The organism is Paenibacillus illinoisensis NBRC 15959 (genome assembly GCF_004000925.1).
GTDB lineage: Bacteria > Bacillota > Bacilli > Paenibacillales > Paenibacillaceae > Paenibacillus > Paenibacillus illinoisensis.
The window spans coordinates 58,144-83,132 of record NZ_BIME01000006.1 but is presented as its reverse complement, the minus strand read 5'-3'; the positions used below and the strand labels follow the sequence as shown (position 1 = coordinate 83,132).

At 47.7% G+C, this 24,989-nt stretch carries 15 protein-coding genes; 4 read left to right on the top strand and 11 right to left on the bottom strand.

From position 1 onward, the window contains the following. Window positions 1–44 precede the first annotated feature (44 nt). The 4 genes from PIL01S_RS16020 to PIL01S_RS16005 all read right to left on the bottom strand — a co-directional run bounded on the left by PIL01S_RS16020 (window position 45) and on the right by PIL01S_RS16005 (window position 7,043). Window positions 45–3,416, bottom strand: coding sequence for a HEAT repeat domain-containing protein (locus PIL01S_RS16020; RefSeq protein WP_164764252.1), 3,372 nt, complete (start codon window positions 3,414–3,416; stop codon window positions 45–47). A gap of 379 nt (window positions 3,417–3,795) precedes the next feature. Beyond that, the gene (locus PIL01S_RS16015) at window positions 3,796–4,956 is read right to left on the bottom strand and encodes a cobalamin-independent methionine synthase II family protein (RefSeq protein WP_127538363.1); all 1,161 of its coding nucleotides are present in this window, start codon (window positions 4,954–4,956) and stop codon (window positions 3,796–3,798) included. 245 nt (window positions 4,957–5,201) lie between these two features. After that, window positions 5,202–6,101, bottom strand: coding sequence for a DUF5655 domain-containing protein (locus PIL01S_RS16010; RefSeq protein WP_127538362.1), 900 nt, complete (start codon window positions 6,099–6,101; stop codon window positions 5,202–5,204). Window positions 6,102–6,473: 372 nt separating this feature from the next. Continuing rightward, the gene (locus PIL01S_RS16005; protein WP_127538361.1) at window positions 6,474–7,043 is read right to left on the bottom strand and encodes an SF0329 family protein; all 570 of its coding nucleotides are present in this window, start codon (window positions 7,041–7,043) and stop codon (window positions 6,474–6,476) included. Window positions 7,044–7,240: 197 nt separating this feature from the next. Between PIL01S_RS16005 and PIL01S_RS16000 the strand changes: the two genes are divergently transcribed. Next, a complete protein-coding gene (locus tag PIL01S_RS16000; RefSeq protein ID WP_246058346.1) occupies window positions 7,241–8,326 on the top strand; it encodes an ankyrin repeat domain-containing protein in 1,086 nt (361 codons plus the stop codon). A 177-nt stretch (window positions 8,327–8,503) separates the two neighbouring features. On the opposite strand, the gene PIL01S_RS15995 is transcribed toward PIL01S_RS16000, so the two are convergent. After that, a complete protein-coding gene (locus tag PIL01S_RS15995; protein ID WP_127538360.1) occupies window positions 8,504–9,493 on the bottom strand; it encodes a tRNA dihydrouridine synthase in 990 nt (329 codons plus the stop codon). Window positions 9,494–10,032: 539 nt separating this feature from the next. Between PIL01S_RS15995 and PIL01S_RS15990 the strand changes: the two genes are divergently transcribed. Beyond that, window positions 10,033–10,239, top strand: coding sequence for a DUF2536 family protein (locus PIL01S_RS15990; protein ID WP_127538359.1), 207 nt, complete (start codon window positions 10,033–10,035; stop codon window positions 10,237–10,239). A gap of 218 nt (window positions 10,240–10,457) precedes the next feature. Here the strand turns inward: PIL01S_RS15990 and PIL01S_RS15985 are convergent, their stop codons facing one another. The 3 genes from PIL01S_RS15985 to PIL01S_RS15975 form a co-directional block, all read right to left on the bottom strand. Next, window positions 10,458–12,131 (bottom strand): GTP-binding protein, encoded by a 1,674-nt coding sequence (locus PIL01S_RS15985; RefSeq protein ID WP_127538358.1) that lies wholly within the window; start codon window positions 12,129–12,131, stop codon window positions 10,458–10,460. 1 nt (window position 12,132) lies between these two features. Then, window positions 12,133–13,032: a sulfate adenylyltransferase subunit CysD gene (cysD, locus tag PIL01S_RS15980; RefSeq protein WP_095288547.1), complete on the bottom strand. Its 900-nt coding sequence runs from the start codon at window positions 13,030–13,032 to the stop codon at window positions 12,133–12,135. A 334-nt stretch (window positions 13,033–13,366) separates the two neighbouring features. Next, window positions 13,367–17,812, bottom strand: coding sequence for an endo-1,4-beta-xylanase (locus PIL01S_RS15975; protein ID WP_127538357.1), 4,446 nt, complete (start codon window positions 17,810–17,812; stop codon window positions 13,367–13,369). 423 nt (window positions 17,813–18,235) lie between these two features. Between PIL01S_RS15975 and PIL01S_RS15970 the strand changes: the two genes are divergently transcribed. Both PIL01S_RS15970 and PIL01S_RS15965 read left to right on the top strand, forming a co-directional pair. Further along, entirely contained in the window at window positions 18,236–19,117 is an 882-nt protein-coding gene (locus PIL01S_RS15970; protein ID WP_127538356.1) for a GNAT family N-acetyltransferase, read from the top strand. A 184-nt stretch (window positions 19,118–19,301) separates the two neighbouring features. Beyond that, window positions 19,302–21,164 (top strand): leucine-rich repeat domain-containing protein, encoded by a 1,863-nt coding sequence (locus PIL01S_RS15965; protein WP_127538355.1) that lies wholly within the window; start codon window positions 19,302–19,304, stop codon window positions 21,162–21,164. A gap of 108 nt (window positions 21,165–21,272) precedes the next feature. Here PIL01S_RS15965 and rlmD read toward each other — a convergent pair whose 3' ends face one another. From rlmD to PIL01S_RS15950, 3 genes are all read right to left on the bottom strand, one after another. Then, window positions 21,273–23,012, bottom strand: a complete 1,740-nt coding sequence (gene rlmD, locus PIL01S_RS15960; protein ID WP_127538354.1) for a 23S rRNA (uracil(1939)-C(5))-methyltransferase RlmD — start codon at window positions 23,010–23,012, stop codon at window positions 21,273–21,275. Window positions 23,013–23,164: 152 nt separating this feature from the next. After that, window positions 23,165–24,046 (bottom strand): diacylglycerol kinase, encoded by an 882-nt coding sequence (locus PIL01S_RS15955; RefSeq protein ID WP_127538353.1) that lies wholly within the window; start codon window positions 24,044–24,046, stop codon window positions 23,165–23,167. Between the two features lie 429 nt (window positions 24,047–24,475). Next, the gene (locus tag PIL01S_RS15950; RefSeq protein ID WP_127538352.1) at window positions 24,476–24,892 is read right to left on the bottom strand and encodes a DUF4395 domain-containing protein; all 417 of its coding nucleotides are present in this window, start codon (window positions 24,890–24,892) and stop codon (window positions 24,476–24,478) included. Between the last annotated feature and the right edge of the window lie 97 nt (window positions 24,893–24,989).

Sequence of the window (24,989 nt, the reverse complement as noted above, 5' to 3'; positions counted from 1 at the left end):
TATTAATAATCTATCCATATAACCATCCGTCCCGGACCACTTTTCTATTCAAGCACCGTCCAAATATCCAATGCCGCCATACGGATGGCATCATGCTCATGATTCCGGTATGCTCTCAAACGTTCGGCACAAGCCTGATTCCACCGTAATGCGGTTCCCGCAATCTTCAGCAGGGAAAGCCCAAGATACTGGGCCGCAATTTGCTGCTGGCCTCTCAGTTGGTCCACCAGATCCAGAATCGCCTCCGGTTTCCAATATGCCTGACTGGCATTAGCTGCACGATTGATCTGCCTGTAGGCCACATCCAATAGATACGGATGCTTGTCCACCATTTGAATCACAGGGTCCAATTGCAGGGCGGCCTGATCCACCTCGTTCCATTCCATAAATGCCAAATGTAACTTGATCACGGCCGGTTTCAGAGTTTCTTGGGATTGAAGAGCAGCAATGATGCCTGTATATAAAGGAACGAGTCCCCGCTTCGTAAGTGGAGGCAATGAGATTAGCTTGTCTATCAATGCGACCAGACGCTGCCGTTCTGGAAGGTCTCTCTCCAAAGCGGCATTCCATTCGGATCTTGTCTCCGTGCCCGCCAATTGTGTGCAAACGTTAATGACCTGATCATTCACCTTTCCGTCACGACAAGCCGTAATTAGTGTATCCATCGCTGCCTTCCACCTGGCATTGTCCTCCAGATCCAGAATCGTTTTGCTGGCCGAAGCTGCCACCTTCTCTTCACTTCCATTCACCCAGTGGCTCATCGCTTGGAATGCCTCTCTGGCCACAACCGGATCGGCATGTCCGGAGATCTCGATAATCAATTGCAAATACCTTGGCCGGGCTTCTACGGGAATACCGCCAGAATACTGGTTAAGTAGGCTTCGTGCGATATCGCGCTGCGGGGAAGCAGCCATGGCACTCATCATGGCCCAGCTGCGTTCATCATCCAGCCATTGTCTGGCCGCATGGCCTATGGCGATCATCACGTCCTTGTGTACATTCGGTTTCTTGTATTCACGGATGAGAAGTGCCATGCTCTCCTCACTTTTATAAGCCCCAAGCAGCCTAATGGCCTCTTTTCTTACCGTGATCTTCAATTTCTCCCGATGGAGCAGGTCGGACAGCATGGACGTCAACATCACCGGACTGACCCTGCGCATGCATCTTGGAATCGAGTACATGGCTACCCGGGCCCGGTCTCCATCCAGGTTGTTTAGCAATACAGGCAGTGCCTTCTCAGGCTCTTCCCATAACGAGTACGCATACAGCGCTGCCTCCACAACATGCACTTCCTCATCCTGCAATAGGACTTCCAGTTGGTCGGAACTATAATCTGGCATGCTGGCTAAGCTGCGCATCGCGGATGCACGTTCATGGAAGCTTCGTTTGGCGTCGAGTGCCACCCGTTCCAGCAGGGAAGCGAATGCCTTTTGCTGACGCGGCAGCCACCGATGGAACCCGTTATGCGCAGGCACAACATAAATTGTTTTTCCCGATAAATGCTTGCCTTTGATGATTTCCCCCGAGATAAACGGGTCCAGCCACTCCTGACGCTTCAGATGCAGATGCAAGAATACGTCATGGAATGAGATGAAGGATGGGTCTTTGTCCAGCAATTCTCTAACCCTTGTATCCCGGGTTTTATAGGGTGCCAGCCAGTAATGGACTGCCTGTGGAGACACCGTTTTGGCCTGCAGCAGTTCTTCCAGCAGAAGCTGGAGCTTCGGCAACCGATCCACGGCTTTTCCGAACAAGTCTGCCATGCGCAGAATCACGCTCGTGTTTTCGCGCTTGTTCGCTTCCACACCAAAGGCATAGATCTCATCGAATAACGCCTCAAGAGCAGAACTCGGTATGCTATCCCAATCCATCGTGTACAATGCAAACTGTCCGTCCCGCATCGTCAATCTTCCAAACGTTCTCAGAGCAAACTTGAATAGGGTGCCCTTCGGCTCAAGTGCATGTTCACGCAGTATGGCAAAAGCCAGTCTCTCCACTGCGGACCTTGTCCCGTATGACGTGTCTCTGGCTTCAATCACGCTATCCACCAGCACCGTCAGATCGTCAATGTGCTCTTCCTTGAACATGGGAGCCGGGCAGTTGGAGAGCTGAGCCATAACCATGAAGCGTACCGGATCCTGATCATTCTTGATTCGGGTCAGGAAGCGCAGCGTCTCATCCATACCACGCCGGGAAAGTGCTGTGCTTCGAACGAGGTGGGCATAGGCCGCAGCACGCTCGTCGCTATTAGACACCTGAACGGCTTGTTCAAGCTTCTCCCGTGCATGAACGATGGCAAGCCGTGCCGTCGTTTCGAGCATGGCGTCCCGATCATCACGAATGTCACGCAGTTCCAGCATGCGGGCAGCTTCCTTGTCACGCAACTGGTGTGGCAGTACATCCAGCAGCAGCGTAGGGAAAATCCGTGTCTTCCGCTCATCTTCCAGATAAGTCGCATCAAAGATCGCTTCGCGATGTGACGGCGCAAGGGTATCCAGCACCTTGGCCAGGTGCACAGGCTGATCTGCAAGCAATGCAGCCAGTGTCGTCCACTGCGCTGTGGTGAACCATTTTCTTTTTTTCAAAACACCTGCCGGAACGCCATGATTCAAAAGATATTCCCTTGTCTCCTCACGTGTCAGCAGCTCAAAAACGTCCTCTGGGCTGGCCTGAATCAGAATCCCCAGCTGCTGCTTGAGTACAGGGTGAATCGTATCCGATGGCCCAAGCGTAAGCGCACATTCCAGCACAATCGCCGGTCTAGAAAAACTCAGTATTTCAATCGGGGAAGAGAGCGTCCACCATACATGGGTCTTCTCCCGGTGCGTTGCATGCTGTAAAGCATTCTTGAAGTACGCTGCCACCAGATCGGGGTGGTACTTCGTTAAGAGCCGCCAGTTCAGTAACGCATATCCCAGCTCTGGCAGCCTGCTGCGTACCGTCTCTTCGCTGCACACAGCCAGTAACAAGGCCGCTTCTTGTGCTCCCCAGCGGTTAAGCACGATCGGCAGCAGCCGCTCTGCCCAATCCTGACGATGTGTATTCAAGATGCTCCGCAGCAATTGGCGGCGGCAGTGGTATGACATCAGGGTGATTTCGGTTTCAATTGAAAAGTCCGGGTCAGTCACCACTTCTGGCAGTAGTCCAGCCGCCCGGCCCCTAACACCTGCCTTGGGATGCTGCAGGGCCAGTACAACCGCATGAGCATCATTCACTACACCCGCACCCGTCAAGGCCAGATGTGCCTCATAGGCGGTGCCGCTTTCGAGCAAGGATACAAGCAGCGCGGAATAATTCGCATCTCCTGCACGTTGGCGCCCCAGAAGTGCCATCCGTTTCATTCTTTCCGAATACCCCAGCGAGTCGAGCTCTGTAAGCAATTGTTCTCTATTTATCAGATCATGGTTATCTGTCATCATTTTCTCTCCCCTCATGTCTCTAATAAGCTCTTTATAAGTGATCAAAACAACTCCACAAACATACTTCACAGGGTATTCCTGGAATAGTATAACTTCTTGGTAAGCAGCCGCTTCTCCTGTTTGATTCCACATTTCAAACCAAGTTAGCGCACAGCATTTGTCCTTCTCGGCCTGATGAATGGCTGACGAAAGCTAGATAAAGCCATATTCAACGTCCTTTTTCGGGGCTTCTGCGTTTTGATTGGGAGAATGCTGCACAAAAAAAAAGATGACTCACGAGGCACTTGTGGCCCCTTGAGTCATCCCTTCAAGCTCAGATGATGCGTATTCGAATTTTAGAGACTACGATGAAGTATCGTTAATTTTCCCGTAGCTCTTAGTTATTCCAGTATTGCTTCGCAATGCGTTGACCTTGGTCGATCTTCGCCCATTGCTGAGCTTCACTCAGCTCGTTACCGCCATCGCAGGAGGCAAAGCCGCATTGATGGGAGAGCAGCAGACGATCCTTATCAATGATTTTGGATGCTTCGTCAAGCAGACGGATGACGCGTGCTTCATCATCCAGTGTACTTGTTTTGGAAGACAGCAGGCCGAGAACGATCTCCGTTTCCGGTCTGTCCTTGAACACTTCCAATGCTTCGATTGAACCTGCACGGTCATCATCCCACTCCAGGAAGAAACGGTCATATTTCAACTGTTTCAGGAACAGGTTGGCGATTTTCGCATAAGATCCACCGCCCATGTTGCGGGAATCGTAGTTACCGCGGCAGTTATGTGTCCACATTTTCAAGCCCAGGCTATGACCGAAGTCAATTACGGTATTGTTAATATCAATAAATTCGGTGGCAAGACCCGCTACTTCTGCTTGATCAATATGCTCGCCGGTAAACGGAGAGTTCGGATTGTCGTCTGCAAACAGCTCCCAGAGGCAGTCATCGAATTGCAGAATTTTGCCGCCAGCCGCAGCGAATTCCGCTACGAATTCTTTATATGCCTTCTCAAGACCCGCCTTGAGCTCCTGTTTGTTCTGATATACAGCATTCGTACCGCCGATGTTATCCGACCAGGACAGCTCTCCGAAGATATGGGAAGGTGACGGTACGCAAAGTTTTGTTTGCTGATCGCCTGCTGTATCCTGCAGTTGTTTGAACAGTTGAATGAAGTGATGGTTCTTCCCGCTCAGTTCACCCGTAATGCGCAATCCGATATCTTTACGAGTTTCATATTTGGATGTTCCGTCCACATCCCGGAAAAAGTAGCCGTGGTCCGCGATATAACGTTCAATTCCGTCAAAGCCCCAGACAAAGTCCAGATGCCACATCGACTTGGAGAACTCGCCGTCTGTAACAACCGACAGGTTATGATCGATTTCCTTTTTCACAACCTGTTTGATTGCCTCGGTCTCGCATTGCTCATATCCTTCAAAATTTTCATAGAAAGGATACTGGATATCATCACGATGCTCAATTTGCGTTTTATATTTCAGCAGCTCTTCGGGCCGCAACAAACTTCCTACGATCTGGAACTTATCAGTCATGTAAATAACCCCCTCGTTGTATACGAGTATCATAGCACGCCGAGCGGAGTTCGAAGAATAACCAAAAGAAGATAACTGGTTATAGCTAAAAGCTATAACTAAAAACTAAAGTGAATTATCAAAATGATTCCATTAATGCTTCCGGTTAACTGAATTAACTGGGTTATCTGCTTTCATCAGTTCTTCTATTTCACATTTTCCGAACTTTTCTATTGTTGGTCTAGAGCGCTTGGGTGTTAGCTATGCTAGTTTAAATTATAAGCTTTATCGATCAAAGGCTCTGCTCTTTTAAAATCTTCAGGGGATTTAATAATAATCTGCAAATCACCAGTCCCAAAATGCCCCACATTACGCATATCTCTAGTAAACCCATCCTCAAGTTCAATCTCACCAGGATTTAATCTCATGTGCAGTAGTATCTGCTTTTGGTAGACTTCTACACAAATGATATTTTTCATCTTTTTAAAAGCTGTATACAACTTGAGCTGATTTTCTGTAACGTCATCACCGAGTGCAAGTATATAGGCTCTAATGGAATAATACAGTTCTCTGAGCAAGGGCGTTGTTGACTGAAGTTGTTCTTGAAAAGTCTTGTCTGATGATGGCTTAGTCCACTTATCTCCTTGTTCCTGAATATTGTAAGGTCTCACCGTACTTGAATTTACTAGCTCCATCATAAGTAAATCTGCGCCAAACTTTTTGTAACGAACAAGATCAATGTTTCTATTGATCTGTTTAACTGCATATTTATCATATTTTGTGAAGTCTCCTGCTACACAAATAAGTCTGGGCATACTCCAATCTAACTTATCCGAACACTCTTTTCCTAGATTCTTCATCACTAACAACTCAAATTCTGCTTTATGATCTAGTAGCCAATCGAGATAAAATAACCCTTGGTTAATCACATTCTCGTTACTGGTTCTTTTATATTCAAAAATGACAGGACAGTTGTTTTCATCTAAGCCTAAACTGTCAATTCTACCACCGTTCGATGTCGTATATTCGCTTTTTAGAAAAGTTACTCCAAAAAAAACAGGCATATTCTTTTCGATCAATACTTGTAATTCTCTCTCAAGTAGAACAGAATTGGCTGGCAACTCTTTAACTTCTCCCGTTATATGAAACAGCTTAGTATCCGACATTTATGTCTCACTTTCTAAAACTTGAACACCAGAAGATTTCTTATCGTAGTTTCAAGTTATTTTTATTTTTCTATTGTCTCGGTGTCTGAAGCCACTATGCCGTTCCTTTGGAACGCTGATAGAAGCACTTTTGTTAGATAAACACAAGTAGACCGCCCCACCGTGCAAAGGTTGCGGTCTACTTGACGTTATATCCTCTTGTTAAGCCCACCGCCCTTAAAAGCGGTTATCGCTCCGAGAGTCGTGTTGACGCACGGCTCTCTTTGCATTATAAACTGTCCATGCCCTTATTATAACGTGACAATTGAGGAATTCAATTCAAGGCTTAGCAAGCGTAGAATAAAAACGATAAACATCTAACTCTCAACTAATTCACAACGTCCTACGCCGAAGTTCATAAAAATACTGCACGGCTGGGTGCTTTAACTTGATCTTCTCAGACATGTTCAAAATTCGCTTTTTGCCAACGCGTCTGTCTACCAAAGCCAGAATGTTCAGCAAGATATCCTGACTCTCCAGACTTTCCTCTATAGGTCTTGATAAAAACGTAGTCGCTGCAACCGTAAAATTAGATTTGCTTAATGATGACTGAGCTGACAAAAGCTCTTTGGCCAGAACAGAGATTTTTCTGCTTCTTGCAATGACGTGAAGACGTTCCTCCGGAATGGCTCCTTTGCTCTCTTTTCGAATCGCTTCAATCTCTTCGTTATCCACAGGAATTTCAGAATTCGGATCGTTCTTGATCTCCTGCTCCGTCTGGTACCAGCGGATTGGAGTTGTTGTGTCACTCATATTGAGTATGTTCTTCTTATCTACGGAAAGGTAACAGCTTCCTGATTTATCAAGTGCATAACGGTAGCTTGTTGCGCGGTATTCAACTCTTCCGACTAATGCCGGGCTAAGGAAGCTCTCCAGTTGTTGCTTCAATTTACTCCAGGACATAAATCCTCCTCTTCTCAAAAGCCTACTACCTTAATTATAACATAGCATACCGAATTGACATCTCGGGTTGATACAGGATGTGGAGCTAGACTTCAGACGGGAGAATTCCTATTTTTGGATTTTAATTCCCCTATGTGATAAAATGGCTGGAAATTATATATCTATTAAACTGTCATTGCCTATCATGGGATAGTACGTTGCTATTCATAAAGGAGAGGAAGACGTTAATGGCTAAGAAGAAAACAACATTACCCGCCCATATGGAGCAACTCATTAAAAATAATGATATCACTGCTGTAAAAGAGGTCTTTGAGCAATGCGAATGGGATGCCCGCGGGGGTTACAGCAAAGGTACAGCCCTCAGTTTCCGACAGATTTCGGATGAAGCCGTTCGATGGCTGGTAGAGCAAGGAGCTGATCTGAACGCCCGGGACAAGTACCAGCGTACGCCATTGCACGCCCATGCTGCGCACTGGTCAGGAAATGTACCCTTGCTCCTCGAATTGGGTGCAGAGCTGGACGCGGTTGATTATACCAATGAAACACCGTTGCATTCAGCAGTCAATTCGTATAGAACTACAGTGGTGCAAGAGTTGGTAACCCGAGGTGCTGATATCAACGTAGAGAATAAACAGGGGAACACCCCGCTCGCTAAAGGATTAGTCAATTGTCGGAATAGTGATATTGTAAGTATGTCTGAAATCTCAGCCATTTTGCTGGATGCCGGAGCATCGATCACCCCTGCTATGAAAGAGTCGGTAAAGCGAATTGGCAAGGATTTTGAATTCGTCCGGGAAAAGTTCAATCAAGACAGCGTTGACGAAGTGTCAGACGCGCTTCTCAAGCTTTATCGACTATTTGGTGTCGAGCCGGTAGCGAATCGGATCATGCATGATGGAACTGCCCCCATTCAGGTAAAGGCAACCACCTGGCCCGAGCAGCACCAAGAGCTGTGGGAATATCTCATTCCTCCCAAGGGTCATGCTCAAACGGTACAGGGAGAGGTCATCCGCATCACCGGGCGCGTGTCTCATGAAGTATTGGATAATGGCGGGGGAAATTGGGATGGCCAATACCTCAAGATGCTGGATGCGCTGCTTCGATACCTGGGCACCGGTACGCCATTAGCTCCAGCACTTCTGCAAGAGGCAACCAACTTGGTCGGCAGGCTTCGCAATGGATCGGATTATGATGCGCCTGCTAGATTATGCGAATTGGCGGTGTTATGGGTGCTTAACAATCCTCAACCGGTAACGATGGCACAACCGGGATATTCTCGTTAATTTACCTAGGTAAGACGGCTTTGAAGTTCCTCAGTCCCATTCGTGGACAGATTGGGCAATGAATGTGTTACGACTAAAATAGAAGTATAGCAGCTAAAAAAAAGAAGCGGGATATTTCCCGCTTCTTTTCTTGGTAACCCGCCAATAAATCTCAACTATTTGTCGGAACTTGGCAACTTAATTTCCTTGTTCCTCTGCTTCATCATGATTCTTGCTTCCAAACTCATCAAGCAGCGTACGCACTTCCTTTGTGGATTTGGCGTTCATTAAGCTGTTTCTGAGTTCACTTGCCCCGCGGAATCCGCGAACATAGATTTTAAAGAAGCGCGCAAGCGGGCTGAACGAACGCGGCTCCTGTGCGGAATACTGATCATAGAGATCCAGATGAATCCGCAGCAGACCAAGCAATTCTTCGCTGGTATGTTCCTTCGGCTCTTTTTCAAAAGCAAACGGGTTCTGGAAGATACCACGCCCGATCATAATGCCATCCACGCCATATTGCTCAGCGAGCTTCAAGCCGGTCTGACGATCAGGAATATCTCCATTAATGGTCAGCAGTGTATTGGGTGCTACCTCATCACGAAGCTTTTTAATCTCCGGAATCAGTTCCCAGTGAGCGTCTACCTTGCTCATTTCTTCTCTTGTGCGCAGATGAATCGAGAGATTCACGATGTCTTGTTTCAAAATATGGGTCAACCAGTCGCGCCATTCGTCCACTTCAGTGAAACCAAGTCTTGTTTTTACACTTACAGGCAGTCCCCCGGCTTTTGCAGCTTGGATAATTTCCGCAGCCGTTTCGGGACGACAGATCAGTCCGCTCCCCTTCCCGTTCTCCGCCACATTGGCTACAGGACAACCCATGTTAATGTCGATGCCTTTAAAGCCTTCTTTCGCCATACCAATACTCATTTCACGGAAGAATTCCGGCTTATCTCCCCAGATATGAGCTACCATGGGCTGTTCATCCTCTGTAAATGTCAAACGCCCACGTACACTTTTGTTCCCCTCCGGGTGACAGTAACTCTCAGTATTCGCAAACTCCGTAAAAAATACATCCGGTCTGGCCGCTGCACTCACAACATGGCGAAACACAACATCTGTTACATCTTCCATCGGTGCCAATATAAAAAATGGTCGTGGCAATTCACGCCAAAAATTGTCTTTCATCTTAAAAACTCCTCTATATATACCGGGACCAACATGGCCCCGAGAATAGTAAATATCTGTTCATTCCCTAGTTCATCCATTTAGTACGAATGTTACTGCATCTTCTTCAATTACACCATCTTCACTTATACCATGTTACCGCAGCGTAGTTCAAACAGCATTATATGTTAATGCTACGTCCAAACGAATACATTTTAACCTGAACAGAAGTCTGATTTCTATGGATTCGCATAAAAAAGAGGGGCGATGCCCCTCTTGGCTATTTACCCAATGGAACTTGGATCGGTTACCCTTCCTCCATTTGTCCTTTTTTTAATTTTATCACGTCTTAAGCTGATTTTCAGCACGAGTTTATTCGTCATGTCTCAAAGCCTAACTCAACTCCCGCTTTGCCTCCCCCATATATAAATCAAGCCGTCTCCATCGTTCTAATGATTCTCGCTGTCAGCTCTTGCCGAACCGAACAAGCTCCTCTACAATTAAAGCTCGGCAGGCTTTTGTACCTGCAAATCGTGACATGAAGGTGGCCTGGATCAAACATGGAAATTTCACTGGATATGATTAAAGACAAAGTTGAATGCTTGCAGGCTTATGACTTCAAAGAACTGGAGCGGGCGATTGAGGACCGAATCGGAATCAACAAAGCGCTAATGCTGCGAGTGAAGCAGGTTCAGCATCAAGTGACATACCACCCCATTCACAACAAGATGTTATATAGTGCCGTTGTGCATTTTGCCGTTGATTGATGGGACATAGGTAAATGGATGGAAATAGCAAAAAACCGGATTGATCTATGCTCAATCCGGTTTTTGCTTTGTTTCGTGATCATACTTTTTTCAAACTTATGCTTTATAATTTTTTTACACCGACTCTTACATAAGAATTCCAAAGATTTCTAACTGCTCATTAATCTTAAACAAACAAGCGGCTGCCTGATCGGCAACCGCTGTATCTGACATGCTTATTAAATGTCGTAGTTATTCGAAGGACTGTGATCGATAATGGATTGCACGACTCGTTTAACCACGGATTTCGCGGCATCCTGGGTGGAAATTCCGCCGATCTCATCCGCGTTAACTTCAATGAATCCTTTGCCCCCAATGATCTCTCGGGCTGTCTCAAGTTCGCCCGCACTGATAGACTCATGGGATACCAGTGAGATCAGACCAGCGTCGTTCAACACCTTTGCCATCTCCGCCGTACCGCGGAGCGTTTCTCCACTGACGCTCTCAAGCAGCATGGTATGGTAACCGGATGACACTAGTCGCTTCTCCACTTCCTTGGCGAGAGCTACCGTATCCGAGCCAGCAAACCAGACCGTGAGCGGAGATTGTCCTTTCTGCTGGGCGCGAACCTCTCTCGTGATCCCCGTATCCAGCGTGGCAAATCGGCTGTCTCCCTTCAGCGCTTGATCGATGACTCCGCAAGCGGACGTCATGTTGGTGACACGATCAATGAGGATAAAACCTCCGATGCTCTTATTGTGCTCAAAGGAATCGAAGACGATCTGATCCGACAGCGTGAATTCACACTTGGCCAATTCGTTCTTAACAATCTGATCCGCCGGAACGGTTTGGCCCGTGTTAATGTCAATTTTATGGGTAATTGCCGTTACAGTGCCTGGAAGAGTCTTCGTTCCGACCTTAACCCAATAATGCTTGCCCGGAGTCAGGACGGAATCGTCCATCCACAGGATCGTAGAAGCGAAGCTGTCAGCTTCTTGGACTTGATTATCCATCGTGAGCACGCAGCCACGCGAGACATCAACTTCGCGGTCGAGTTGTATCGTAACCGGTTGGCCAGCATAAGCCGAATCCTGAGCTTGGTCCGTCACCAAAATCCGCTTAACCTTTGCTTTCTCCCGACTTGGCAGCGTCATGAGTTCGTCTCCGACTGAAACCTTTCCAGCCTCAATCTGGCCCTGGAACCCACGGAACGTATGGTCCGGTCTGCTTACACGCTGAACCGGCATCATGAAAGGCTTTGTATCATCGGTAGTATGAACATCTATATTTTCCAAATACGGCAACAAAGCTAACCCTTCGTACCAGGGGCTATTTGGCGACTGAGTTGTGATGTTGTCCCCTTCCGTAGCGGACACGGGAATGACCTGAATGCTCTTGATTTGGAATTCGGCCGTCGTTTGGATGAACTCTTCCTTGATTGCCTCGAACGTCCTCTGATCGAAGCCAACCAGATCCATCTTGTTCACAGCCAATACGAGATGCTTGATCCCCATCAGGGCGCAGATCCGGGCATGGCGTTTGGTTTGGGTGATGATGCCTTTGGTAGCGTCCACCAGAATGATGGCTAGATCGGCAAAGGAAGCACCTACAGCCATGTTGCGCGTATATTCTTCGTGTCCCGGTGTGTCCGCCACGATGAAGGAACGATGAGACGTCGTAAAATAACGATAAGCCACATCAATGGTAATCCCTTGTTCGCGTTCGGCCAGCAAACCATCGAGGAGCAGCGAGTAGTCGATCTTGCCGCCTCGGCTTCCCAATCGACTATCGAGCTCAAGCGCGCGCTCTTGATCGGCGAACAGCAGCTTGGCGTCATAGAGCATATGTCCGATCAGCGTGGACTTGCCGTCATCCACACTTCCGCAGGTAATGAATTTAAGTAGACTCTTCATGTTAGAAATAGCCCTCCCGTTTGCGTCGTTCCATGCTTCCCGCTGCTTCTTGATCGATAACCCGACTGGTCCGTTCGGAGGATAACGCACCCAATGTCTCCTCAATGATCTCGTCCAGCGTAACAGCATCGGACTCGACTCCGCCCGTGAGCGGGTAACAACCCAACGTGCGGAAACGAATCTTCTTCATCTCGATCTTCTCGCCAGGCTCAAGCTTCATCCGCTCGTCATCCACCATGATGATATGCCCGTCACGATTAACGATCGGTCTTACGTCCGCGGAGTAAAGCGGAACGATATCGATGTTCTCCCGACGAATGTACTGCCAGATATCCTTCTCAGTCCAGTTGGACAGCGGAAAGACTCGAATGCTCTCACCCTTGTTGATTCGCGTGTTGAACAGCTTCCACATCTCCGGACGTTGGTTCTTCGGGTCCCACGAGTGGTTCTTGTTCCGGAACGAGAAAATCCGCTCCTTCGCACGCGACTTCTCCTCATCACGTCTTCCCCCACCGAACGCAACCGTGAATCCGTATTTATCCAATCCCTGCTTCAGGGCTGTGGTTTTCATAATGTCGGTATATGCGGAACCATGGTCGAAAGGGTTGATTCCTTGTTGAATAGCTTCTTCATTAGAGTGCACGATCATCTCGATACCAAATTCCTTCGCCTTTCGGTCGCGGAATTCTATCATTTCCTTAAATTTCCAGGTTGTATCGATATGCATGAATGGGAACGGCGGCTTCTCGGGGTAAAAAGCCTTTAGGGCCAAGTGCAGCATGACCGAGCTGTCCTTGCCGATGGAATATAACATGACCGGTTTCTCGCACTCCGCTGCTACTTCTCTGATAATGTATATCGCTTCAGCCTCAAGTTGATCCAGATGTGTTAGTTCTTGCATGGCAAGGCGGCCTCCTTTTAATCCTCACTAAAACCATCGTATTTATAAACTTATCCTATCAGATTCCATCTTTATTGCAAAGTGGAAAAAAGTAAAATTTATGATGTCTATGTGTTGGATCGACAATATTCAGCATAGAGTAGCGGCTCCCTCCTATCATAAAATCGCCTAAACGAATGATTTTTGCTGAGCTGCAAATGGAATCGGTTGGTTAACGATCTATATTGCAATCATGATCGAGGGCCATGGGATTTGAAAAAAGCTGCCGTCTGTAAAGTACAGACAGCAGCTTCAATGAGTTGCCTCGTTATTTCAAAATGTCCTTTACAATCACTTACATGTTCCAGATACGGGACAGAATCACCGCTGCTTCAGCGCGGGTCAATGATTCAGTTGGTGCAATTTTGCCACCTTTTCCATTGACAATTCCGCTTCCTACGAGGGAAGTTACACTATCCACCGCATAAGTGGAAATACTCGCAGCATCGGAATACGAAGCCAGATTTCCGCTGCCCGCAGATGGCTTACCTGCTGCCTTCAGGGCTTTCGCCGTAAGAACCATCATGTCTTGACGGGAAATGCTGCTGCCTGGTTTGAACGTGTTGTCTTCAAATCCAGAGGCGATCCCCAGCTCCTTGGCAATGGCCACGGCCTGTGCATAGTAAGCAGTAGGCTGTACATCGCTGAAGACCGCCGTGTTCGTGTCCGGGCCCTTCAATTCAAGGGCTCTTACCAGCAAAGTGATAAAGTCAGCTCTCGTAATGGAAGCTGAAGGAGCGAAGCTCTCATCCGAAATGCCTTTAATAATATCGCGTGCAGCCATTGCTTCAACGGCTTCTTTTGCCCACAGGACATGCTGTACATCAGCAAAAGACTTGGTTACGTAGGCTACGGCATACGTGCTGAATTCCGTTGTCTTGAACACAACCGATCCGGATTTAGCATCGTATCGTCCGTTCTGTACAACTGCTGCCTTTCCTTGACTGTCAATATTCAGGACCACCAGTTGATGTGCATTGACAAGCTCTTGGCCAGCAGGTGTGTACGGTATAGATACCGTTACAGGCGCTGCTGGATTATTCCAAGCCAGCACACGGTCCCCAGCTTTAATGCTAAGGTCGATCACCGGACGGCTGCCCACTTTGGCGCGGACTTCTGCACTCAAGCGATCTGCCAAGACTTTGCTAATCTGAATAGAGACTTGATCCGCTTGTTCCGTAATGTTTGACAGCATGTTGGACGGAATTTGAAGTGCTGCATAGTCTGTCTTAAGTACAAACTCAACATTATTATTGCTCTGTAGGCTTGAAGTTGGCAGCTGCACCACATAGGATTTGGCGTTTGCCTGCTTCGGCACTTCGATGGTAACCTGTTTCTTGCCATTTGCACCTGGGGAAGCCTGTTCAATCGCTTTATTCAGGCTGTCTCTTGAAATGGTTGCTGTGGCTGTTCCATTTTCGACTTTCACTACTGGCACAATTGCCGAGTCGCTGCCTGGAAGCTGTGGTTGCGGCTGCGGAGTAGTACCGGAGTTCGATCCGCCACTGCTGCCACCATTATTCCCGCCACTGTTGTTGCCGCCACCGTTGTTTCCTCCTGGAGAAGGTTTGCCCGTGAGCGTCAACTCACCGAATACGGATGTATCCTGGTAACCTTGACCGGATGCATCATTCCATGCGTTTACGCTGATTCTGTTGCCGTCTTTGGCATCGTTAATCTGCGCATCGAAGCCGATCTTCGCATTATTCGCAGGCTTCACCTTTTTGAATGGAATTTTCATCTCGACCGTGTAGTTGGTACCGGAAACAGCGACTTTGGATTCGAAACCTGCTGCGATTTCTGCAGGATTAAAGGTAGCAAGGTTCTCGAAGTTCACTCGGTATTGTCCATCATCATCCTGGAAGCTGGACGTTTTGCCGTTATTTTCATCGACGAATACCTCAACAGAATCCTGCTCCCATACATTTGGATTGGTCTTGTCCAGTTGATCGTCTCTGACTTGAGCGAGCACATAGAGATTGTCGTCATCCCACAGTACTCTTGCCGTTCCTGTTGCACCGGACCACGCCATTTGCTTCGTATCCAGTTTTAACTCAGGAGCTTTGCTCCATATGCTGTCTACAGAACCATCAATGGATGGTGTCCCATAGAAGGCAGTTGATTTCTTGTAATCAAGCTCTTCGGGTGGATGTTCTGCCAGGTACTTCTCCGGATCAACAACCCCGTAGAAGGCCTCTTTGGCTTGAAAATCCTTGTCAAACAAAGTTGGATTCTGCTCGGCTCTCCAGCTCGTGCTGTCATTCAATCCCCAGAAAGTCACACGCGGAATATGCTCGCTGTTCTTCTTATAGAGATCCATCAATGAGGCATACAGATAAGCCTGCTGCTTCGCTTCTTTTTCAGTGATTGCAGAGTTGGTGCCTGCCATAATGTCCAATTCGGTGACACTGACTTCCACACCCAAGGAAATGAAACGTTCGAGTGACATCTTCACATTGTCCAATCTCGTGCCCAAATTGTAGTGGGCTTGCATGCCGATGCCATCAATCAGTTTCTCGCCAGGGTGATCTTTGGCGTAATTTTCATTGATCTCTTTCACCATGCTGTAGATCGCAGTAGATTTATTCTGGTTGTCATCGTTGTAGTCATTGTAGTAAAGCTTGATATCCCAGCCATTCTCGTCAATGACTTCCTTGGCTGCAAGGTATGCCTGCTCAAGATAGTCAGGGCCGATGGCTTGTAACCAGCCAGAGTTACGCAATGCATTTTCCCAGTCTTGCGGATTAGCCGGGTTGTCGTTCATGGCTTCGTTGACAACGTCCCAGGAAATGACTTGGTCACCAAAGTGTTCAACGACCGTTTGAACATGTGTTCTCAGGTTCTCCAGAGCTTCTTCACGGCTCAAAGGTTCGCCGTTTGCTGCCGTATGCAGCCATGTAGGAGACTGCGCATGCCATACGAGCACGTGACCGTGCAGATCAAGGCCTGCATCCTGTACTCTTTGGACAAGGGCATCTTCTGCGGTGAAATCAAATTGTCTGTCCGTGTTGTATGCATAATCCGGCTTCATATCATTCTCAAACGTGACGACATTGTGATGCTTCGTCAGCAGCTTGAGCCGGGTCTCGTCAAAGGTCGCCGGATTAACAATGTTACCGATCAGGAAATCATCCTTGTAAACCTCCTTCAGATCAGGAAGGTCTTCTTGAATCGGAGGCGCAGCATTTACAGGACCCACATATTTCAGAGCAAAATCATCCAGGAAGAAGGTACGGTTTCCACCATCGTCATTTGCCGTTTCAATATACGCATTGAGTACGCTTGGAGTCGTCGTGAGTGTATATTTTCCTGTTAAATGTACCCAATCTTGATCCGTAACGGTTGCATTTTGTGAAACGTTCGCATAGCCACTCTCCGCATATTGAACACTAATACGAAGTGTTGTAGGCGCCTCACCTGGTGCCATTTTCACCCAAGCAGACAGCTCATATTCGTGATTCTTCGCCATTTTGCCTGCAGCATCAACCAAAGCTGCATCATATTGTGCCTTAGTCGTTACAAGCAAGCTTTGCTTGCCGTCAGGTGTATGATTATCGTCCTGGGAGAGGTCTACTGTTTCACGGCCGTTGCGTGCTTTGAATCCATCCAGACCGCTCTCAAAGTCTGCAGTGATTCCTGTTTTATCCACAATCTCTGGTGCGGTTTCACCAGAGGTTACATCGGTGATGATGAATTCATCAATGTAAATATCGGATTTTAACGTATTGTTTGATGGTTCAACATAGATGATGACCTCATTTGTTTTAGAAGGCACTTCATAGCCTTTGGTTTCAAATAAAGTCCAGTCGGAAGCGGTTACAAGTTTGTTCCCTATAATCCAAGGATACTTCTGATCATCCGCTAGGATTTCAGAATCGATCTTGGAAGCCAGATGGAACTGGCCTTCACCAGAACCGAGTCTAACCTTGAGGGAGATATCGTACTTACGGTCGGATTTCATCTTGCCTGTAAGTACGAGGGCAGGAACGGCTTTCTCATCGGCCCGATTGTAGAACTTCAGAGATTTCACACCTTCGGAGGCTACGTCGTCAACGACCGCAGTGTCGCCGTTCGATCCCCAACCCAGCTTGCCCCATCCACCGGTGCTGCCGTCCTCAAAACTTTGGTTAAGGACTACCGTGGGTTCGACAGGTGCTGCTGCCTGGGTAATTGTGATATCTCCAATATAGAAAGAGACACCCTTACCTGCTTCATCAGACTTGATCCGCAGAGCTGTCTTGTCCACACTGTTAACGGAGAGATCAGCGGTTAGTGTAATGCCTTGCCCGGCTATAAAGTCAGCAGAGCTAATTCCAGTGTATGCCTCAGATCCATCAACGCCCTTATTGCTTACAATTTCCAGAACGGCTTTCCCGTCTGCAGGTGGGGTAGCATCCGTATCGACATAAACGGAAGCGGTTACAGAATACTCTTGGCCATTGGTCAAACCAAGATCGGTGAATGCGAGATCCACGCCATCAAAGTTATTGGTTCGGTTACTGACTTTCAACGCTGCTCCATCATCATTGCCCTCAAACGGCTTGCCTGTCACAGCTTCCAGCTGGGCACCGCCGGATTGAGTTGCTTTGCCTTGACCATTCTGGAATGTTTCCTGATAGACAATCTGTGAATTCGATGCTGCTGGATCTGCTGCACTTACTGTCGAAGCCGTCAAGCCGCCCGGAAGAAGCAGAGCCACTGCGAGTAACCCGGAAACGACCTGCTTAAATGATTTCCTCATTCGAAGCCTTCCCCCCATACCAAATTTTTTATAAACCATGTAAAGCGCTTACATAATTTACTGTAACCAGCCTCCTTTCACCCCAGATAATACCACTTCATGGAAGAGAATTCTTACTCCAAATTAAAGGTGAATCCTAGATTATTTCATATATATGCAAAGTCTTATACGGATACGGACATACTCTTCGTCCGATGATCAGGCAGTGATAGATAGACTCGAGAAGCTATGTAAGCTGAAACGATGATTCATTACTCGTCACGAAATTGTTATGTTCAATATCATGATCAACCTCTATCAAATACATCAAATCCACAGTCAAGCGTTTCCGTAAATTTGATGCTTGATATATCAGGTTATGTACTAGATAATACCAATAATATACAGACAGTCACTTTTGAGAGTTAAGGGGGGGAATATAGAATGCAGGAATTTATATTTAAGAAGGATTATAAAAACAATGAAGTCCTTCGAAAAAGTTTCTTCGAACTTGCTGCTAACACATTTGATTTAAAATTTGAAAATTGGTACCAACAAGGGTTCTGGGGAGAAGGATACAAACCTTTTTCATTTGTAGATGGAGACCAGGTTATTGCCAACGCTTCTGTTAACATCCTTGAACTCATCATTCACGGGGGGAAGAAAAGAGCGATTCAAATCGGCACGGTGATGACACATCCCGATTATCGAGGGAAAGGACTATCCACTTGTTTAATGAACAAGATTTTAGAGGAGTACGACAACAAGTACGATCTCATGTACCTTTTTGCCAATGAATCGGTGCTTGATTTTTATCCTAAGTTTGGGTTTAAACCGGTGGAAGAACATCTTTTTTCAATGGATTATAAGGCAAAAAAATTACCCGAGCCTGCGAATCTTCGAAAACTCGATGTTACTAACGCGGAAGATTTACGCCTTATCCTAAAATTTACATCCGAAAGGCTACCTGTTTCGCAACATTTCGGAACCGCCCAGACTCATGGCATACTCATGTTTTATTGCCTGAATGTGTTCAGTAACGATATTTATCACTTGGAAAATAAAAATGTCATCGTGATTTATCAGAAGGAAGACAATCATATTGACCTCTTCGATGTTATTGGTCTAAACGAAATCCATATGATCGATATTTTACATCAGATTGCAGATGAGGATACGGAGAAAATAACCTTCCATTTCACACCAGGTGCAACAGAACATCTCGTTCTAAAAAGTACCCTCACCAATGACGGCTTATTTGTAAGAACCCCTGGTGATCTTCTCTACCCTGTGCAAGTTAAACATCCAATTACTTCGATCGCTTAATGACTTATGTAATATTGCCCACAACCAGCCTTACTTTAAAAAGATCAAAGAGGAGCAGGGTTTCCCTGCTCCTTCGCTATGCGAAACTTCTTTCTCTCATCAAACGTAAATTCACAAGGTATAATGCAATTAGATGCCCGTTCAGCATAATCTTATGACCATCATAATGAAGGAGGGGACATTCGTGGCTTTTATCCCGTTAAACTGTCCCAATTGCAACGGAAGAATTGAATACAAAGAGGGTGAGATATTAAAGTGTCCCTATTGTGAAACAGAGCTTTTATTGAAGCAAAATCATGTCTATTACGTGGACCAGACCATTAATCATTACCACGGAACGCCCCCAAAAACAGCACCGAAGCTGAACGTCTCTGTAAGGCTGCTGCTGATATTGATGCTCCTGACCGGGGCCATTGGCACTTATTTTTATTACAGCGTCAGCTCCACTCATCCCCAAGCAGAAGCCAATCTGCCTGTGCGAAAGATGCCTGAAAGCGAGGTTCTGCTCTCCTTTTTGCGGGATATCTTCGATAAAGGGTCTGCCCTGCCGACAGAGGAGGAATTGGCTCGCCTTCGCTATTTAACCGTAGAGCATTCGGAGAATGATCAGTGGAAGTTTACATATAGCCTCTCCGATCCCTTCAGCGACGAAAAGGCCAAGAAGATCACGTATGTTACTCAAGACAAGAAACTGAATAGCCAGCAGATTGATCAGCGAGATTTTGAAGCTTTTAACGGTCTGACGGTGTTGGACCTGACGAATACCTATGAAATCTCCCAGTCGAACCAAACCACGTTTGCTCATATGTCCGGATTAAAAAGCTACGGAGGCGCTTTTAACGAATCCTTTAGTACATTTTCGAGCTACTTTGGTGACAAGTCCAAAGTTACGGAGCTTTCCACTCAGCTTCGCAGCAATCAGGAATTGGCCCTACTGCTGGAATTCCCCAATCTGAACTCGTTATCCATTACCTATGTGGATGAATCGGTAACGGATTTTTCTTTGTTGAACAAACTGCCGCTAAAGTCCCTGTCGCTCACCTATATCAATGAACTGGGATGGTTGTCGTCCATGACCGGGCTGACTTCCCTGTCCATCGATTACAGTGAAGCCACAGACCTGCAGCCGCTGTACGCCTTAACTCAGCTTCAGGAGCTCCGGCTTTCTTACTTAACCAACGTAAAATCCATCGACTTTGTGCAAAATATGCCTGCTCTACAAATGTTAGATATTGAAAATGTAAACTTCTCCAGTCTGAAGCCCCTGACCGGCAAGGCCTCCATCACGAAATTACGTCTGGCTTCACTAAGTCAACTTAGTTCAGTAAATGCCATCAATAGCCTATCCTCTTTGCGGGAATTAGCGTTGTCCGGCTACTACGAGAATGCAGAAGCGCTGACACTGCCTAAAGTAGAGCGAGTAGAAATTCCGAGCGCCTTTCTCCCCGGGCTGAAAGCGCCCGCCGCAACCAGCCTGACGCTCCGTGGCGGAAGCGGAGAGTTGAATTTGGCGGCGCTGGGGAAATTTCCGAAACTTAAGCAACTCTCCCTCTCGGAGGTCAGTGAAGTAACCCGTCTTGGCGCCCTGGACGGCTTGTCCAGCCTAGAGGCCCTAAGCATTTATGACTCGTCACTATATAAGGAGAGCGATGCTTTATTTCGTTTGAAGCAGGTCAAATCTCTGATATGCTCCGAGTGCAGGCTGAACTTTGAACAAACGGCCGCCGCGGAGAACAGCGTGCTTGAACATTTAACTTTAGAGCAGCCGTATTTCAGCATAACCAACACCTCTGTAAATGAAGTTGACCAAATGATGTCTTACTTTGCCAAACTGTCCGCTCTGCGTTCCTTCACCCTGCAAGACAGCAATTTGGCTTCTCTCGAATTTATGAGTAACTGGCAGGCCATAGAAGAGCTTCACCTCGAGAACAATGCCATTTCCAATATCGAGACCCTGAGCCAGCTGCCTAATCTGCAAAAGGTATATCTATCCGGTAATTCCGTACAAAACAAATCCGTGCTTGGTACGGGTGTGCACGTATATTAATTACCGCCTCACTCCAGAATTACTCACAAATTAATGAATGGTATTAAAACAAAGACAAGAAGGGGTTCGAGAATCATATATGAATTCTCGAACCCCTTCTGTTTATGTTTAGCCTCTAACCAACATCGCCACCGACTCCACATGTACCGTATGCGGGAACATGTCCACCGGCGTTACCTCAACCGTCCGATACCCACCATCCTCCAGCACACGCAGATCACGTGCCAACGTGCTTGGATTACAGCTCACGTATACCACGCGCTCCGGCTTCATCTCCAGGATCGTATCCAGTAAACGTGGATCACAGCCCTTACGTGGCGGATCAACGACGATGACATCGGCTTCGATGCCCTGCTCTTTCCAGCGCGGGATGACATCTTCCGATGCACCGACTTCGAACTTCACATTCTTCATCTCGTTCAGCTTCGCATTGCTGCGAGCGTCTTCGATCGCTTCGGGCACGATCTCTACCCCGTACACCTGATCCGCATGCTGCGCGAGGAAAAGAGAGATCGTTCCGATGCCGCAGTAGGCATCAATGACTGTCTCTTTGCCGCTCAACCCAGCGTACTCTACCGTCTTACCATACAGCACTTCCGTCTGTACTGGGTTGACCTGGTAGAATGAACGTGGAGAGATGGCAAACTGCACATCCCCGATATAATCGTAGATTACATCACGGCCCCACAGGACACGGGTTTCGTCGCCGAAGATGACATTGGTCTGTTTCTTGTTCACGTTCTGGCAGATGCTCTCCACATGCGGGATCGCTTCACGGATACTGCCGATCCATTCATCCTTGTGCGGGATATCTCGGCCATTGGTGACCAGAACAAGCATCATCTCACCTGTGCGGAATGCCTTCTTCACGACCACATGACGCAGCAGGCCGCGGCCTGTCTCCTCGTTGTAAGCACTGATCCCAAGATGGCTGCCGATCTCCTTCACCTTCGCTACGACTTCGTCGTTATGCTCATGCTGAATAAGGCAGGTCTCCATGTCAATGATCCGATGGCTTCCTTTGGCATAAAACCCACCCACCAAGCCGCCTTCGGTCACTCCAATAGGCACCTGTGCCTTGTTCCGGTAACGCCACGGCTCGTCCATACCCATGGTAGGCAGCACACGAATACCTTGCGCAGCAGCTTCTTCGTTCATGACACCTTCCAGCCGAAGACGAATACGATTGCTGCCGTTCCCTTGTTCTTCGGAAATAGCCAGTTCAGCTGCCTGATCCATATTCTTTTCAGACAGTCTATTCAGGTTCGCTTCATCACCCTGAGCGCCTGCATCCTCAACCATCACGTTCAGCTTCCCGATCCGCTGCAAATTATCCACCACCAGCTGGCGCTTCCACGCAAGCTGTCCGGCATAGCTCATATGCTGGATCTGGCAGCCGCCGCACTGATCATAGATCGGACAGGGGGCGGATACGCGATCCGGGCTCGCCTTCACGATCTCCAGCAGCTTGGCGTAGCCGTACTGCTTCTTGGTCTTCATCACACGTACGCGGATAGTTTCACCCGGGAGCGCACCTTGTACGAAGAGCGTGTATCCATTCGCACGACCTACACCCTCACCGTCATGGTTCATGCCAATGATGTCGATGACGGTCTCTTCGTTTTTGCTGACCGGAAGTCCTTCGATTGGCGCGGATTCACGTCCACGTCCCTTCGGACGAACGGCAGAAAGAGATGCGCCTTGTGGCCGCACCTCTTTCCCTTGCTGACGTGATGATGGACGAGATGATTTACCTGGCTGACGGGATGCGATCGCATTCCCTTGCCCCTGAGAGGCAGCCGAATTCCGGCGGTTTTTTCCACGACCGCTGCGGTTCGTATTAGACAACGTACATTCACTTCTTTCTTCTTATATATCACCCCACGCATGGGGAGTTCATTCCACTTCATCTTTTCAATATCACCCTGAGATTATACGTGATCCCCACGCAGACGGCAACTGGAAAAACACTCTGCCACCTGCACCATTACCCCGTTCTCTTAACGATACAGCAGCAGGTGGTGCTGCAGGTTCTGGAACGTCGCAGGCAAAGTGCCGCCAAGCTCTCCATCCAGGTTCAGCTGTACGTATCCCGGTGACGTCACTTCCATATAATCCGTCTGGAAATGAATCACTTTCTTATCGTTCAGATGTTCCCCACGCAGCGCAAGCGTCACGAGGCGGATCATGTCGGCCAGATTACATTTGCGCACACCGATCACATCGAACATTCCATCGTCTATCGTTGCGCCTGGTGCAAGCTTCTCGAAGCCCCCGACGGAATTTGTATTGGCGATCAGGAACAGCATGAATTCGTCATGAATCTCTTCCTGGCCTGCCGCACGGATAATCAGCTCCTGCGGTGACAGGCTGGCCATTTTCTCGATGCCCTTCATATAATAGGCGAGCTGCCCAATCATCGTTTTCAGACGGCTTGGCACCTCATATGTCAATTCGGTCAACGAGCCGCCGCCTGCGATATTAATGAAGTATTTATCATTTGCCTTCCCCAGATCGAGAGGACGGGTCTGCTGATTAATGACCAGATCCACATAATCCTCCCACTGTCTCGGGATCCCGAGCGCACGCGCAAAATCATTCGTTGTTCCCAAAGGGAACACACCCAGCGGCGGACGATTCTCCCGCTCGGCCATGCCGTTGATGACTTCGTACAGCGTACCGTCGCCACCTGCGGCAATAATCATGTCATATCCACGTTCAATCGCCAGCTCCGCTTCACGGGTTGCATCTCCCTCACCCGTTGTTGCGTGTACTGAAGCTTCGATGCCACCTTGATCCAAACGCTGCAGCACATCAGCCAGACGTTTCTTCATTTCTTCCCGGCCTGAGGTCGGATTATATATTAAGCGAGCCTTTTTCATCTCATACGCCACCTATTCCACATTATCCATGAGTCTGAACGACCTCATTCTCTTTCACTTGCGAGCGTCCACAACCGGGGAACCTTTTACATGATCACCCACGTCCGTTAATCCTGCCCGAATCTTCATCCATACCTATATCTATGCATAAGGAATTCCATCTCATTCCAGAGCCTTTATATTCTATCATATCATCAAATGTGAAGATGTCCTAGCCTGTAACGTATTTACGCCATCCGACAAGAAGGTTCCCTCTCATTTTACACATTCAGCGATTTTCTCTTCAACTGTATTTAACCCATTTCATAGACACCCATTCTGCCCGTCTGACAAGAATTTAACCTTTCTCTCCTTCAAAAAGCACAAAGAAACGGCTCCGAATTACGAAGCCGCATCAACGTTACCTTATATTTTACCTTCATCAATGGTTTAGAACCCGATCCTTCTGCCTGCACGAAGCTGTTTGTACCAGAAATAAACGGTGCAGCCCACACAATAACCGAGCAAAGCAGCACTTGCTGCAAGCAGGAGCATTCCGGAGAAGAGATAACCGGCTACCTGCCAGCTCAGGGAGAATGAGATGAGAGCCAGAGACAGGAACAAGACCGCCAGAATATTATTGAAACGCTGCAGCTCCACCGCCTGGGTTTCCGTACCTTTTCCCTTAAGCACAGCCTTCCCGATCTGGACAAATAGATTCAGCTTCCCCCCAGAGACGAGCCCGACCACCTGAATGATCCATAACGCACCCAAGATCAGCGGTTGATTGAACCCAAACGATAGAAGTACAAACAGCACGATCCCGACCTGATTCGCTTTGACATAACGCATAGGCACTTCCCGCATCCTCATATCTCCTTATCCCCATTTTATTAGTTGGTTTTATTGTAATCGGGATCGAAGTTTTGAGCAACAGAAAGATGATTTGAACATATGCATATCT

What these genes read in the sequence shown, in the direction of transcription:
- PIL01S_RS15985 (WP_127538358.1), bottom strand. Translation starts at nt 12,131, where the DNA reads ATGAAGAGTCTACTTAAATTCATTACCTGCGGAAGTGTGGATGACGGC.
- PIL01S_RS15975 (WP_127538357.1), bottom strand. Translation starts at nt 17,812, where the DNA reads ATGAGGAAATCATTTAAGCAGGTCGTTTCCGGGTTACTCGCAGTGGCT.
- PIL01S_RS15970 (WP_127538356.1), top strand. Translation starts at nt 18,236, where the DNA reads ATGCAGGAATTTATATTTAAGAAGGATTATAAAAACAATGAAGTCCTT.
- PIL01S_RS15955 (WP_127538353.1), bottom strand. Translation starts at nt 24,046, where the DNA reads ATGAAAAAGGCTCGCTTAATATATAATCCGACCTCAGGCCGGGAAGAA.
- PIL01S_RS16015 (WP_127538363.1), bottom strand. Translation starts at nt 4,956, where the DNA reads ATGACTGATAAGTTCCAGATCGTAGGAAGTTTGTTGCGGCCCGAAGAG.
- PIL01S_RS15995 (WP_127538360.1), bottom strand. Translation starts at nt 9,493, where the DNA reads ATGAAAGACAATTTTTGGCGTGAATTGCCACGACCATTTTTTATATTG.
- PIL01S_RS16020 (WP_164764252.1), bottom strand. Translation starts at nt 3,416, where the DNA reads ATGACAGATAACCATGATCTGATAAATAGAGAACAATTGCTTACAGAG.
- PIL01S_RS16010 (WP_127538362.1), bottom strand. Translation starts at nt 6,101, where the DNA reads ATGTCGGATACTAAGCTGTTTCATATAACGGGAGAAGTTAAAGAGTTG.
- PIL01S_RS15950 (WP_127538352.1), bottom strand. Translation starts at nt 24,892, where the DNA reads ATGCGGGAAGTGCCTATGCGTTATGTCAAAGCGAATCAGGTCGGGATC.
- PIL01S_RS16005 (WP_127538361.1), bottom strand. Translation starts at nt 7,043, where the DNA reads ATGTCCTGGAGTAAATTGAAGCAACAACTGGAGAGCTTCCTTAGCCCG.
- cysD (WP_095288547.1), bottom strand. Translation starts at nt 13,032, where the DNA reads ATGCAAGAACTAACACATCTGGATCAACTTGAGGCTGAAGCGATATAC.
- PIL01S_RS15990 (WP_127538359.1), top strand. Translation starts at nt 10,033, where the DNA reads ATGGAAATTTCACTGGATATGATTAAAGACAAAGTTGAATGCTTGCAG.